Raw genomic sequence first — 12,671 nt, forward strand, 5'->3', positions numbered from 1 at the left:
CGCCTATATGCGGTTTACGCCGCGCTCAAGCTTGATTACAGCTATGCGGACGATTCAACGGAACCCGACCATCACATGGCCGACGACCATATCCGCTACGACATTCTGGCCCAGGAGGCTCTGCGCGGCGTCATGCGCAAGGTCCTGGCCGAAGTCGCGCGCACTGGCCTTCCGGGCAATCATCACTTCTTCATCACCTTCCTGACCGGCGCGCCGGGCGTGCGCATCTCCTCCAGGCTGCGCGAGCGCTATCCTGAGCAGATGACCATCGTCATCCAGTTCCAGTATTGGGACCTCAAGGTGACGGATGCCGGCTTCGAGGTCGGACTTTCCTTCTCCGACGTTCCGGAAAAGCTCGAAATCCCCTTCTCCGCCGTGCGCGGCTTCTACGATCCGTCCGTCAATTTCGAACTCGAATTCGACGTGAAGACGGAGAGCGTCGAAGACGAGGCCGCCGCTCCGGCGCCCGAACCGATCGCCGTCGTTCCGGAGAAGAAGCCGGAAACCAAGAAGAAGGCCGCCGAGGCCGAGAAGAAGCCGGCGGTCGCCGACACCGGCGGCAAGGGTGCCGACGTCGTTTCGCTCGACGCCTTCCGCAAGAAATAGCACGGCGCCATGGGCGAGGTCGTCAATCTCCGCCAGGCCCGCAAGCAGAGAGCGCGCAGCGAGAAGGAACGCCAGGCGAGCGAGAACCGCGCACTGCACGGCCGCTCGAAGGCGGAGCGCGAGCGCGACCGGCTGACGTCGGAGAAGGCCGAAAAATTCGTGGCAGGCCATCGCCGGGAAGAACCCGACGACCCGGGCAAGCGCTGAGCCCTGCGATGGCCGCGGTCGAAAAGCGCTCGGTAACGATCCGCGGTCACCGCACCAGTTTTTCCCTGGAGCAGCCCTTCTATGACGACCTCGTCGCCATCGCCGCGCAACGTTCGCTGTCGCTCGCGGCCCTGGTCGCAGAAATCGACGAGACGCGCACCCGCGACGCCAACCTGTCATCCGCGCTGAGACTCTATGTGCTGGCTTGGGCGAAGCGCGGCGGCAACGAGACCTAGACCGCGCCGTCGCTGACGCTTTGTTGCGCCTCCTTGCGCTGCGCGCCAAAGCTGAGCAAGGCGGTGCGGTCGCGCTCCTCCGCCTGCTTTTTCGACCTGACCCGCATCATGTCTTTCCAGCCGATATAGCCGATGAGCCGCTCGTCCTCGCGTGAGACCACAGGCAGATGCGAGACATTGGCAGTGAGCAGCTTGTCGGAAAGCGCCTCCAGATATTCGTCCGGATAAGCGAGCGTGATCTTGCTGCCGGCGAGCAGCTCGCCGAGGGTTGCCTTGCGATGCTTGCCGTTGCGACGCCAGCGCAAGATCGCCGGCGGATCGATGACGCCGAGTACATGGCCCGCTTCATCGGTCACCGGGAAGCTCGGATGCCGCGTGTCCGGCGCTGTCAGGAAGGTCGCCGCGCCATGCAGTGTCATCGTCGCCGGCACGCTCTCGACCTTGGTCGTCATCACTTCCTTGACCCTGGTCAGGGCAAACGGATCGACGCGGTATTCGCGCACGAGATGGTGCCCGCGCCGCGCCACCTTCTCGGTCAGGATCGAGCGCTTCATCGACAGCACGGTGACCGCATGGGCGGTGGCGCAGGCCGCGATCAGCGGCACCAGAACATGCGTGTTGCCGGTGAGCTCGGTGGCGAAGAAGGTGGCAGTCAGCGGTGCGCGCATTGTGCCCCCCATGGTCGCGGCCATTGCCAGCAGCGGCCAGAAGCCGGGGCTCGCCTCGGGCAGGACGCCTGACAGCACCGCTCCCATCGCGCCGCCCATGATGAGCAGCGGCGCCAGCACACCGCCCGATGTCCCGGATCCCAGCGCAACCGACCAGATAATGGCCTTCACCACCAGAAGCAGCAGCGCGGCGGTTGCGACCGTGTGGCCGTCGAGCACGTTGGCGATGTTGTCGTAGCCGACGCCAAGCGCGTGCGGCTCGATCAGGCCGCCGATGCCGACCACCAGGCCGCCGATCATCGGCCACCACATCCAGTGTATCGGCAGCTTCAGGAAGGCGTCCTCGCAGGCATAGACCAATTGCGTCAGCAATCCCGAAAGCAAACCGGCGCAAATGCCGACCAGCACCCAGCCGCCCAGCCCGGCGATCGATGCCTCCATGGTGCCAGAGAACGGAAAGATCGGACTTGGCAGGTGCAGCAGGGTGCGCTCGACTTCCGCGACGATCGCGGCGACCGCGACTGGGATGAAGCTGCGCGGCGTCCATTCGAACAAAAGCAGCTCGACGGCGAGCATGATGGCGGCGATCGGCGTGCCGAACACCGTCGTCATGCCGGCCGCGGCGCCCGCCACCAGCAGCGTCTTGCGCTCATTGTCGCTGACCGGCAGCATCTGCGCAATCAGCGAGCCGATGGCGCCGCCGGTCATGATGATCGGGCCTTCGGCGCCGAACGGTCCGCCCGAGCCGATCGAGATCGCCGACGACAACGGCTTCAGCACCGCGACCTTGGCGTCGAGCCGCGAGCGTCCGAGCAGGATCGCCTCGATGGCTTCGGGAATGCCGTGGCCGCGGATCTTCTCGCTGCCGAAGCGTGCCATTAGGCCGATGATCAGCGCGCCGATCACCGGCACGATCACCGCGGCGAGCCCAAGCGGCGTATCTTCGAGCTTGAGGTCGGCAAGAGAGAACTGGCCGAAATAGGCGATGTTGGTGGCAAGCCTGATGAGCTTCAGGAGCACGATGCCGGCGAACAGCCCGGCAGTCGCCACCACCACGGCGATGGCCGCGATGATGAGCACGCGAGGGTCGGTCGTGAAGTCGCGAAGATGGCCGTTGCCGGCGTGGGCGGATTTCATGTTGGGAACCTGAGCTTTCTGGCGGCGCGAAGACCGTCCGGTTTCAGCCGGCGTCATATCGTAATACGATATAATCCTTCAAGGTCGTTTTTCGATCATCGATCCGCGTCATTTTGAACAACGATCGCGTCGGGCTCCGAACTCTCAAAAGAGTTTGAGCTTTGACGGCAAAGAGCCATAAGTCGAAAAATGACATCTCCGCCGAAAAAGCCACGCCCCGCCATTAGCCAGGCCGACTACCAGCGGCTGTCGCAGTTCCGTTACCTGATCCGCCGCTTCCTCGAATTCAGCCAGGTCCAGGCGGATGAGGCGGGACTCACGCCACGCCAGCACCAGGCGCTGCTGGCGATCAAAGGATTTCCAGGCGGCGCACCGGTGGCGGTGGGCGATCTCGCCGAGCGGCTGCGCATTCGCCACCATAGCGCGGTGGAACTGGTGAACCGCCTTGCCGAGGCAGGCCTGGTCATACGCGATCAGGACAAGAGCGATCACCGCCGCGTCCTGCTGCAGCTCACCCCTTTGGCCGACGATCGCCTGGCCGAATTGTCGGCAGCGCATCTCGACGAGCTTTCGCGCATCGAGCCGATGCTGCGGCGTCTGCTTTCGCGCCAGGAAGAGTCCTAGGCTCCCCACTTCGACAAGCTCCGCCACGCGTGCGGCGTAAAACTCAACCGCCGTCGAGCGACTTCAACAAATTATCGATCGTGAACGGGTTGGCCTTTGGTTTTGCCGGCGCGGGGGTCGAACCGTCATTGACGCCGGGCAGCGACTGGTCGGTCTTTGGCGCCTGCTCGGCCGCCCTGCGTGCTGCTTCCAGCTTCGCCTGCTCGGCCTTCTTGCGATCGGCCTCGGCCTGCGCCTTGGCCGCCACGTCCGCGGCCCGCTGCTCGGCCTCCGCCCTCGCCTGCGCATCGGCCTGGGCCTTAGCATCCGCTTCGGCCTGCGCCTTGGCGTCGGCTTCCGCCTTCGCTCTCGCTTCTTCGTCGGCCTTGGCCTTTGCCTCGGCCTCGGCCTGTGCCTGTGCTTCGGCTCTCGCCCTGGCTTCCGCCTCGGCCTTCTGCCGCGCCTCTTCCTCTTGCCGGCGCAACTCCTCGGCCGCCTTGTCGCGCTCCATCTGCAGCGCCGCGTAATAGCGCACCTCGCGCCGCAGCCGCTGCTTTTCGAGCAGCGCCGCCTGCATCGCTTCGACCCGCTGCTGCTCCTTCTCCAGCGCGCGCTGCGTGAGGAACTGCGCCAGCGGACCGCTGTCGAACTGAAGCACGGTCGCCCCAAGCGGACCGGCCAGGCTGAAATTGAGAGCAGGCTCGGAACCGACCAGTGATTCGTCGCCGGGGCGGTAGGTCAGTGTTCCCTTTGCCGTGACGGTGCTCGTGTTGAGATCGGCGGCCACGTCGGCGGACAAGGTCGCGCCGGGATTGTCGAGGCTGATCGGCGGCGCCCGCACCGTACCGTTGGCGACGGTGAAGGCCACATCGGCGGCGCCGGCGACGAAGCTGCCCTCCCCGGCGATCTGCGGCGCGAACTCCGCCGTCTTGGCCGTGTCGATATCACGTCCGATCGCGTCGGCCTTCGCGATGATGGCGGCAAAGCCGTCCGGATTGATGCCGTCCACCTTCAATCCCTTCAGCGCCGCGGTGCCCGATCCGGACAGAGCCGCAATCATGGCGTCGACCGATTTGCCGCTGGTCGACAGCGCCGCTGAAAGATCGCCGCTGCCGCCGATACCGGCGCCCGGCAGGACCGCGGAAAGATCGCTGCCGGCCAGCCTCATCTGGCCGGAGAACAGGCCGGTGCCCTCTGTATTCTTCAGCTCGAACAGGCCGGTCAGATCGCCGCCATAGAGCTTCGCCTTGAGGTCGGAGACGTGGATGCCTTCGCGATCGAGCTTCAGCGAGAAGGCGGCGTCATGCGCAGTCGCGAATGGCCCGACGGTCAGCGCCGATGTGTTGAGATCGAGATCGGCGTTGAACGGCAGGGTCGATTTTTGGCTGAACGGCGTCGTTGGCCATCCGCCCTTGGGCGGCGCGAAGGACTGGTCGCCGAACAGCGAGACCGCCAGCGGGTCGAGGTCAAGCCCGTCGAGCGCCAGCGCCCCGGCAAGATGCGGCAGCCCGTCCTTGGCGTCGATGTTGATGTCGCCGGACAGCGCCGCCTTGTCTATCGAGCCGGTGAGACCACTCAGCACCAAAAGCCCGTTGCCGAAATCGGCATCGGCCGCCAGGGACATCGACGTCCCGGTCCCCATGCCGGGCAGGCCTACCCCCGTCGTCATCAACCAAGGCTCGATGTCGGCGGCATCGAGATTGACCTTGCCCTTGGCGGTGGCGCCTTGCGCCGTATCGGCTACGGTTCCGTCGAAGCTCGCGCTGAAATCGTCGGCGGTTAGGTTGAAGTTCGTCGCAAGACCGCCGGCGATCGAGCCCTTCGCCGAGACGTCTGTGTTGGCGTGGCCGAGCATGCCTAGAGGCAGCGCCGGCAGGCCGTAAAGCGCCAGCAGCGTCGTGGCATTGTCGTTGCGGGCGTTGAAGGTGATCGACACCGGCGCCTCGGAGAGCTTGTCCGCGCTCCCCTTGCCGGAGAGTGACGCCGAGAAGGCCGAGCCGCCGGCCTTGCCCTGGGCCGAGAGCGCCAGGCCCGTGGTGCCGTCGCCATTCTCGGCGGCGCTGGTCAAGAGATCGATGCGCGCGTCCTGGAACAGCTCGGGATAGGCCGCCGCGCGGCTTGCCAGGCCTTTGAGCATGGCATTGTCGGGGTAATGCTCGGCCGCGACATCGATCAGCGGCTTGAGGTCCACCGCCACCACAGAAGCGTTGAGCTTGCCGGTCGGGCTTTGCGGAAAGTCCTTGACCCGGCCCGTGGCGCTGATCGAGGCGCCGGCCAGGCCGCCGATCGACAGCCGATCGATCTCGAGCAGGCCCTCGCGCAGCCGCAGCGCCGTGTCGACGGTGTCGGCCCTGAGCCCGACGGCGCTGACCGGGCCTGCCTTGATCTGGAAATCGAGATCGCGATCCGAAAAGCGATTGGCGCCCTTGTCGCTGATGAAGATCGAGGCGAAGGCCGCGAGCCCGTCGAGGTCCATCTCGCCGCCTGTCAGTCGCATCAGCACGGAAGGCCTGGCACCGTCCGGCTGGCTGGAGTCGATGCTGCCGGAAAATCTCGCCTTGCCGAGAATCAGTTCTAGGTCGCTGAAGGACTGCCGGTTCTCGCTGAGGTCGACCTTGGCCTTGAAGCCTGCCGCGGGCAGCCGGCGGATCGCCTCGTCGACATCCTTGGACAGCCAGGCAGCAAAACCGGAAGGCTGTGCGACAGCGAGCAGCAGTGAGCCGGTGAAGCCGAAATGGTCCTCGACGCTCAGCATGCCGTCGGCTTCGAGCGTCGTGCGGCCCGGCAGCGTCGCGGCAAGCGACTTGACCGACCAGCCTCCTTCGACCGGCTCGGCCGACAGTCGCACGTCTCGCACCGTCGTGTCGCCCGCCACCACCGCCGGCAGCCTGACCTCGAGCGTGCCCGGTATCGTCGGCTTCGGCATGTGTTGCAGCGTCTGCTCGAAGGCCGCGATGCGCTGGTCGAGCGTGAAACCTGAACCGGAGGCTCCGCCGACGGCTTCGTCGAACTGCACCTGCGCCCCGCTGGCCTCGACCGCGAAATGCGGCTTCAGCCCGAGATCGACCGAAGCCTTGCCGTCGGCGGTGTAGGGATTGTCGAGCGGTCCGGTCTCGAAGCGGAACGCGTCGACATTGAGCTTCTGGTGGTCTAGCGCGAACTTGCCGTTCAGCCGGAAGCCCGGATCGGGCTTGCCGGTGCTGATCTTGACCGGCTCCCCGTCCGTGCCGCGCAGCTCCGCCGAGTTCTTGTCCGCGCCCGAAATCTTGAACTGGCCGGAATAGACCGCCGCACCCTTGACGATGCCGGCATTGCCGTCGGTCTCGATGACCAGCGGATAGGCACCGGGATCTGCCTTCAGCCTGAGCCGCATCTGCCCGTCCGGTTCCACCTTGCCGGTCGAAGCCGAGACATCGGTGCGGAGACCATCGAAGCGCAATGTGCCGTCCATCCGCCATGGGCCGGTGAGCGCCTTGGCCGAGATCGTCGAGTTGATCTCGGAAACCAGATGGCTGCGACCTCCGGCGGCATGGCGCAACTCGATCTGCCCCTCGGTCACCGACAGCTTTTCGATGGCGATCTGGCCGGGGTTGAAGGGTGTCGACGGCCGGAGCGTCCAGTCGACGGTGCCGTCACCGGCGACATTGATGATGGCCTTCGGATGGACCAGCCGCATGTCGAAGATCAGCACTTCGCCGCGCAGGAACGGCGCAAGCTCCGCATCCATGGAAAAGGTCTCGACCGTCATAGCCGGCTGGCCTTCAGGTCCGCCCGCGACCTCGACATTGGAGAAAGTCACCGACGGAAACGGCAACAGCCGCGCGGTGGCATCGCCCTTCACCGTCACCTTGCGGCCGAGGATGGCGCTCGCCTCGCGCTCGAAATCACCCCGGTAACCCGTCCAGTCGATGAAATACGGCACCACCAGCGCCGCGCACAGCACCAGCACGAACAGGCCACCGAAGATCACGAACAGGCGGGCGAGCATCTGTTTCCCGGGTTGAAAGTCTGCCGCACTCTACCCGCATCCGCGTGTCGATAAAGAGGCAATTCAGCGCCCGGCGGCCGCCAACCTCTCCAGTTGCGCGATCGCTCGCCGTCGGGATATCTCTTTTGCCCATCCCTGCCCTTCCGGCCATGTCCTTGGCCGCGATAGATCTGAACCCAACACGGAGCGTTCCCGATGTCAGGCAAAAACTGGGATAGAGTGCCCATCGACGCGCAGAGCGTCGACGCTCCGCTGTCGACGGCTGCGATTTTCCTCGTCGTCACGGTCGGCAGTGACCAGGCCGCGCTTTCGACCGCCGCCTCGGTGCTGGGCGAGCTCGACGATCTCGTCAAGAATGTCGGCTTCCGCGACCTGTCGGGCCGGCTGTCCTGCATCGCCGGCATCGGCGCCGGGCTCTGGAACCGTCTGTCGCCCAACCGGCGGCCGCGCGAGCTGAAACCCTTCGCGCCGATCGAGGGAGCGGCGCATTCGGCGCCCTCGACCCCGGGCGATCTGCTTTTCCACATCCGTGCCGAGCGGCCGGATATGTGCTTCGAGCTCGAGCGCATCCTGCTGGACGCCCTTGGCCGCAGCGTGACCGTCGTCGACGAGGTCTCCGGTTTCCGTTATTTCGACGCGCGCGACCTGCTCGGCTTCGTCGACGGCACCGCCAACCCGACCGGTCTCGACCTGCCCACCTCCGCCTTGGTCGGCGACGAGGACGACGACTTTGCCGGCGGCAGCTACGTCGTCGTGCAGAAATACCTGCACGACATGGCCGCCTGGAGAGAAACGCCGACGCATGTCCAGGAAGAGATCATCGGTCGCACCAAGATCGACAACATCGAGATCGATGACGACCACAAGTCGCGCAAGTCGCACAAGTCGCTGGCCAGCATCGAGGACGACGCCGGCAACGAATACGACATTTTGCGCGACAACATGCCGTTCGGCCGTCCCGGGCAGAACGAGTTCGGCACCTATTTCATCGGCTACACGCGCTATCTGTGGGTGATCGAAAGGATGCTGCAGCGCATGTATGTCGGCGAGCCACCCGGCGCCTATGACCGGCTGCTCGACTTCTCCACCCCGCACACCGGCACGACCTTCTTCGCGCCGACGCGGCCCATGCTGCAGAAGCTGGTCGAAGGCGCGGTGGAATAGATCGGGCGACGCGTTACCCCGCCGTCGGCAGAATCTTGCCCGGGTTCATGATGTTCAGCGGGTCGAGCGCCTGCTTGATCGTGCGCATGACGTCGACGCCGTGGCCGAGCTCATGGCGCAGGAAGCCGACCTTGCCCTGGCCGATGCCGTGCTCGCCAGTGCAGGTGCCGTCCATCGCGATGGCACGCATGTTGAGCCTGGAGACAAATTTTTCGGCAAGCGCGATCTCGGCCGGATTGTCCACATCCATCAGCACCAGCACATGGAAATTGCCATCGCCGGCATGGCCGACAATCGGCGCGATAAGCCCCATCTCGGCGATGTCTGCCTCCGTTTCGGTGACGCATTCAGCAAGCCTGGAGATCGGCACGCAGACATCGGTCGACAGCCCCTTGGCGCCGGGGCGCAGCGTCAGCGACGACCAGTAGGCGTCGTGCCGCGCCTTCCAGAGCTTTGTCCGCTCCTCCGCGACGCTGGTCCACAGGAACGGCCCGCCGCCATTCTCCTCGGCGATCATGCCAAAAGTCTCGGCCTGTTCGGCCACGCCCGCATCGCTGCCGTGAAACTCGACGAACAGGCACGGGCTCTCCGGATAGTCGAGCTTGGAATAGTTCTTCATCGCCCGCATCTGCAGCGCATTGACCAGCTCGATGCGCGCCACCGGTATGCCCATCTGGATGGTCGCGATCACCGTGTTGCAGGCGGCCTCCAGGCTGGGGAACGGGCACACACCGCCGGAGATCGCCTGCGGAATGCCCTGCAGCCTCAACGTCAGCGACGTGATAATGCCGAGCGTGCCTTCCGAGCCGACCAAAAGCCGGGTCAGATCGTATCCGGCCGAGCTTTTCTTCGCCCGCTTGCCGGTCGTCACCCTCTCGCCGTCGGCCATGACGGCGGTCAGCGACAGCACATTTTCCCGCATCGTGCCGTAGCGCACCGCGTTGGTGCCGGAAGCCCTGGTCGCCGCCATGCCGCCCAGCGAAGCATTGGCGCCCGGATCGATCGGAAAGAACAGGCCGGTGTCGCGCAGATGCCTGTTGAGGTCCTCGCGCGTCACGCCGGGCTCGACTGTGCAGTCGAGATCCTGCGGATTGACGGCGAGGATCCGGTTCATGCGCGAGGTGTCGATGGAAATGCCGCCGCCCGGCGCATTGGTGTGCCCCTCGAGCGAGGAGCCGACGCCGAAGGCGATCACCGGCACGCGGTGGGCAGCGCAGGCGCGCACGATCTCCTGCACCTCCTCGGTCGTCTCGACGAAGGCGACGCCGTCCGGAGCCTGGGTCGGGATATAGGTGGTGGTGTGCGCATGCTGGCCTCGTATCGCCTCGCCTGTCTGGAATCGTTCGCCAAGGCGCTGCTTGAGGATGCCGAGCACCGCGGCGATGCCTTCCTCGTTGCGTTCGACGGGATTGAGGTCGCTTAAAGCCATGAATTCCTCCGCGAATGGACCAGCGGCCACTCTTGATATGCAGCTATGGATGATGCCTAAAGCAATTCCAGGAAAAGTGTGAAGCGGTTTTCCTTCCGGAATTGCGCCAGAACAAAGAGAACCTCACCCACCACGCCCTGTCGAGCGTCAAGGAAAATCAGATGACCATCCCCGCCCCCTTCATTTCCGACCCGATGGGCATCGAGAAAAATTGGATCGACTATAACGGCCATCTCAATATGGCCTATTACAACGTGCTGTTCGATCGCTGTTCGGATGTCGCCTTCGAGATGATGGGCATGGGGCCGAACTACGCAAGGGATCGCCGCCTCACCATCTACACGGCGGAAGTCCATGTCTGCTATGTGCAGGAGCTGCACCTCGACCACAAGGTGAAGGTCTCGTTCCAGCTCATCGACCACGATGAGAAGCGGCTCAGGGCCTATCAGGAAATCCGCCATGTCGACGGCTGGTTGGCCGCCACCTCCGAGCAGCTGGCGCTGCATGTCGACATGGCCGGGCCGCGGGTCGCCCCATTCCCTGCCGACGTGATGGCGAAGGTCGAAGCCATGCGCACCGCCCACGCGAGCCTGCCAATGCCGGAGCGCGCCGGGCGCTCGATCGGCATCAAACGCAAGAGCGCTTGAAGCACCTCACCGCCGGCGTTAACCTTACCAGGGTTTTAACGTGAACAAGTCGCTTGAGTCCGTTGAACGACTCAGTGACGCGTTTGAAAACCGCCGTACCGGGTTTGCGCGCGGGCGGCTGGCGGAATGCGGTGCGAGGACAGTGCATGAAAACCGATATCAAGGTCGAGGTGGAGCGCTTGGCGGCCGATCCACGCATCACCGACTATGATTTCTGGCGATCGCTGAAGAACGTCAACAACGAGATCTTCCACATCGCCAACAACAACGAACCCATCCCGTTCGACATGATCCGCTGGCGCGCGATTCTGACTCAGGCGCGCATGCGGCGCGGCCACGCCTGATTATCCCATCCGCCATCATCCCTGCCCGTCACTTCTGCCTGAAGCCGCCCAGCGGCGAGCGCGGCTCGACCGGTGACGACTGGATGATGGCCGTGTTGGTCATCGCGTACGGGATGATCCGGTCGATCACGCGCTCGAGCTCGCTGACCGAGCCGACATGGGCGAGCGCGATGAAACAGTCCTCGCCGGTCACGCGGTCGCATTGCGCGATTTCCGGCAGTTCGCGAATGATGTCCGTCACCACGGAAAGCTGTCCCGGCACCGGCCTGATCCTGAGCCATGCCGACAGCTTCATGCCGAGAGCGGCCGGATTGATCCTGACCGTATAGGACTCGATCACGCCGTTCTCCTGCAGCTTGCGGAGGCGCTCCGCCACGCTTGGCGCCGACAGCCCGACCCCGCGCGCCAATTCCGCTGTGCTGATGCGCGCGTCCTTTTCCAGGAGCCGCAGGATCTTCAGGTCCACGGCATCCAGGTCAGCATTTTCGTTTCGAAGGTTTCTCAGCTTTTCTCTCTTTTATCGGAAGCCAGAAGGACGAATGACACACCGATCACGCCTGTAAGCCATGCATTTCGCCTGTGATAATGCGCTCATGACCCGCCAAACGCAAACTCGAGCCGCAAACCGGGCCGTCGGCAGGGCCGACGCCACCCATCCTGTCCTTACCGGCCCTGCCCTCGGCGGATTAGCCAATGCGCTGCCGCCGCATGTCTGGTTCTGCGTCAGCGCCGTGTTTCATTATCTCGGACCGGCTTTCGCGGTGCTGCTTTTCGACCAGGTCGGTGTGCTCGGCATGGCCTGGCTGCGCATCGCCACTGCGGCTCTCATCTTCGCCCCTTTGACCACGCCTTGGCGCATCTTCGCGCGCGCCGCCCGCGCTCAGCGACTGCTATTGCTGGCCTTCGGCGCCTGCCTCGCGGTGATGAACTGCTCGTTCTACCTGGCGCTTGAGCGCCTGCCGATCTCGCTGGTCGCGGCGATCGAGTTCGTCGGCACGATCGGGGTCGCGCTGGTCGGCCTGCGCAGCCTGCGCAACTTTGCGGCGCTGGCTGTCGCAGTCATCGGCACCTTGCTGCTCATTGACGTCAAATGGTCAAGCGATCCGCTCGGCGTGTTCTGGGCCTTTCTCAACGGCGCTCTCTTCGTCGGCTACATCGTGATCGGCCATCGCGTCGCCCAGGTAGGCTACGGCATCGCCGGCCTCGGCGCCGCCATGGCAATCGCATTCGTCATCGTGTTCCCGATCGGCCTCCGCGAGGCGCTGCCCGCCTTCTCGTCGCCGCAACTGTTTGTCGCTGCGATCGGCGTGGGCATCTGCTCCTCCGTCATCCCCTATATCTGCGACCAGCTCGCCATGGCGAGGCTGCCGCGCGCGAGCTTCGCGCTGATGCTCTCGCTTCTGCCGCTCACGGCGACACTCATCGGCATCGTCGTGTTGAGCCAGATGCCAGGCATTCCCGGCTGCCTTGGTATCGCAATGGTGATCGCAGGCGTGGCGATGCACAAGCCGATGCCGCAATAGTTTAGAAAACAACTGCGGCTCAGAAACTTGCGTAAACAACGTTTTTGTTCCTTCACTTTTCCCCCCGAGGCAACAAAACCCGGGATTGAACCAATTCCAAGCCTGCGCCGTTGTCGCGG

General features: G+C 64.6%; 12 protein-coding genes. 8 read left to right on the top strand and 4 right to left on the bottom strand.

Annotated features, from left to right (window positions below; genetic code table 11):
- The first annotated feature begins 75 nt into the window (after nucleotides 1-75).
- The 3 genes from P9272_RS10640 to P9272_RS10650 are packed head-to-tail and all read left to right on the top strand — an operon-like array spanning nucleotide 76 to nucleotide 1,049.
- The gene (locus P9272_RS10640; protein WP_278160511.1) at nucleotides 76-606 is read left to right on the top strand and encodes an SspB family protein; all 531 of its coding nucleotides are present in this window, start codon (nucleotides 76-78) and stop codon (nucleotides 604-606) included.
- A 9-nt stretch (nucleotides 607-615) separates the two neighbouring features.
- On the top strand, nucleotides 616-813 hold the full coding sequence (locus tag P9272_RS10645; RefSeq protein WP_278160512.1) for a DUF4169 family protein: 198 nt from the start codon (nucleotides 616-618) through the stop codon (nucleotides 811-813).
- A gap of 8 nt (nucleotides 814-821) precedes the next feature.
- The gene (locus P9272_RS10650; protein WP_128258228.1) at nucleotides 822-1,049 is read left to right on the top strand and encodes a ribbon-helix-helix domain-containing protein; all 228 of its coding nucleotides are present in this window, start codon (nucleotides 822-824) and stop codon (nucleotides 1,047-1,049) included.
- On the opposite strand, the gene P9272_RS10655 is transcribed toward P9272_RS10650, so the two are convergent.
- Entirely contained in the window at nucleotides 1,046-2,854 is a 1,809-nt protein-coding gene (locus P9272_RS10655; protein ID WP_278160513.1) for a chloride channel protein, read from the bottom strand. The genes P9272_RS10650 and P9272_RS10655 overlap by 4 nt on opposite strands.
- 189 nt (nucleotides 2,855-3,043) lie before the next feature.
- Between P9272_RS10655 and P9272_RS10660 the strand changes: the two genes are divergently transcribed.
- Entirely contained in the window at nucleotides 3,044-3,478 is a 435-nt protein-coding gene (locus tag P9272_RS10660) for a helix-turn-helix domain-containing protein (RefSeq protein ID WP_128258230.1), read from the top strand.
- Between the two features lie 43 nt (nucleotides 3,479-3,521).
- On the opposite strand, the gene P9272_RS10665 is transcribed toward P9272_RS10660, so the two are convergent.
- Nucleotides 3,522-7,445, bottom strand: coding sequence for an AsmA family protein (locus tag P9272_RS10665; RefSeq protein ID WP_278160514.1), 3,924 nt, complete (start codon nucleotides 7,443-7,445; stop codon nucleotides 3,522-3,524).
- Between the two features lie 195 nt (nucleotides 7,446-7,640).
- Between P9272_RS10665 and P9272_RS10670 the strand changes: the two genes are divergently transcribed.
- The gene (locus P9272_RS10670) at nucleotides 7,641-8,609 is read left to right on the top strand and encodes a Dyp-type peroxidase (RefSeq protein ID WP_278160515.1); all 969 of its coding nucleotides are present in this window, start codon (nucleotides 7,641-7,643) and stop codon (nucleotides 8,607-8,609) included.
- Between the two features lie 13 nt (nucleotides 8,610-8,622).
- Here the strand turns inward: P9272_RS10670 and P9272_RS10675 are convergent, their stop codons facing one another.
- Entirely contained in the window at nucleotides 8,623-10,038 is a 1,416-nt protein-coding gene (locus tag P9272_RS10675; RefSeq protein ID WP_278160516.1) for an FAD-linked oxidase C-terminal domain-containing protein, read from the bottom strand.
- 161 nt (nucleotides 10,039-10,199) lie between these two features.
- Between P9272_RS10675 and P9272_RS10680 the strand changes: the two genes are divergently transcribed.
- Both P9272_RS10680 and P9272_RS10685 read left to right on the top strand, forming a co-directional pair.
- On the top strand, nucleotides 10,200-10,685 hold the full coding sequence (locus P9272_RS10680; protein ID WP_128258234.1) for a thioesterase family protein: 486 nt from the start codon (nucleotides 10,200-10,202) through the stop codon (nucleotides 10,683-10,685).
- Between the two features lie 146 nt (nucleotides 10,686-10,831).
- A complete protein-coding gene (locus P9272_RS10685; protein ID WP_095815615.1) occupies nucleotides 10,832-11,029 on the top strand; it encodes a hypothetical protein in 198 nt (65 codons plus the stop codon).
- Between the two features lie 28 nt (nucleotides 11,030-11,057).
- Here the strand turns inward: P9272_RS10685 and P9272_RS10690 are convergent, their stop codons facing one another.
- Complete coding sequence (locus P9272_RS10690; RefSeq protein WP_128258235.1) at nucleotides 11,058-11,534, bottom strand: Lrp/AsnC family transcriptional regulator; 477 nt, start codon at nucleotides 11,532-11,534, stop codon at nucleotides 11,058-11,060.
- 88 nt (nucleotides 11,535-11,622) lie between these two features.
- Between P9272_RS10690 and P9272_RS10695 the strand changes: the two genes are divergently transcribed.
- Nucleotides 11,623-12,552: a DMT family transporter gene (locus tag P9272_RS10695; RefSeq protein WP_278160517.1), complete on the top strand. Its 930-nt coding sequence runs from the start codon at nucleotides 11,623-11,625 to the stop codon at nucleotides 12,550-12,552.
- Nucleotides 12,553-12,671 lie beyond the last annotated feature (119 nt).

The sequence above is a fragment of the Mesorhizobium sp. WSM4976 genome (genome assembly GCF_029625685.1).
Classification (GTDB): domain Bacteria; phylum Pseudomonadota; class Alphaproteobacteria; order Rhizobiales; family Rhizobiaceae; genus Mesorhizobium.

Bases quoted from the DNA above. Each gene is read 5' to 3' on its own strand.
- P9272_RS10660 (WP_128258230.1), top strand. From the start codon at position 3,044: ATGACATCTCCGCCGAAAAAGCCACGCCCCGCCATTAGCCAGGCCGAC.
- P9272_RS10645 (WP_278160512.1), top strand. From the start codon at position 616: ATGGGCGAGGTCGTCAATCTCCGCCAGGCCCGCAAGCAGAGAGCGCGC.
- P9272_RS10650 (WP_128258228.1), top strand. From the start codon at position 822: ATGGCCGCGGTCGAAAAGCGCTCGGTAACGATCCGCGGTCACCGCACC.
- P9272_RS10655 (WP_278160513.1), bottom strand. From the start codon at position 2,854: ATGAAATCCGCCCACGCCGGCAACGGCCATCTTCGCGACTTCACGACC.
- P9272_RS10685 (WP_095815615.1), top strand. From the start codon at position 10,832: ATGAAAACCGATATCAAGGTCGAGGTGGAGCGCTTGGCGGCCGATCCA.
- P9272_RS10675 (WP_278160516.1), bottom strand. From the start codon at position 10,038: ATGGCTTTAAGCGACCTCAATCCCGTCGAACGCAACGAGGAAGGCATC.
- P9272_RS10640 (WP_278160511.1), top strand. From the start codon at position 76: ATGGCCGACGACCATATCCGCTACGACATTCTGGCCCAGGAGGCTCTG.
- P9272_RS10680 (WP_128258234.1), top strand. From the start codon at position 10,200: ATGACCATCCCCGCCCCCTTCATTTCCGACCCGATGGGCATCGAGAAA.
- P9272_RS10695 (WP_278160517.1), top strand. From the start codon at position 11,623: ATGACCCGCCAAACGCAAACTCGAGCCGCAAACCGGGCCGTCGGCAGG.
- P9272_RS10670 (WP_278160515.1), top strand. From the start codon at position 7,641: ATGTCAGGCAAAAACTGGGATAGAGTGCCCATCGACGCGCAGAGCGTC.
- P9272_RS10665 (WP_278160514.1), bottom strand. From the start codon at position 7,445: ATGCTCGCCCGCCTGTTCGTGATCTTCGGTGGCCTGTTCGTGCTGGTG.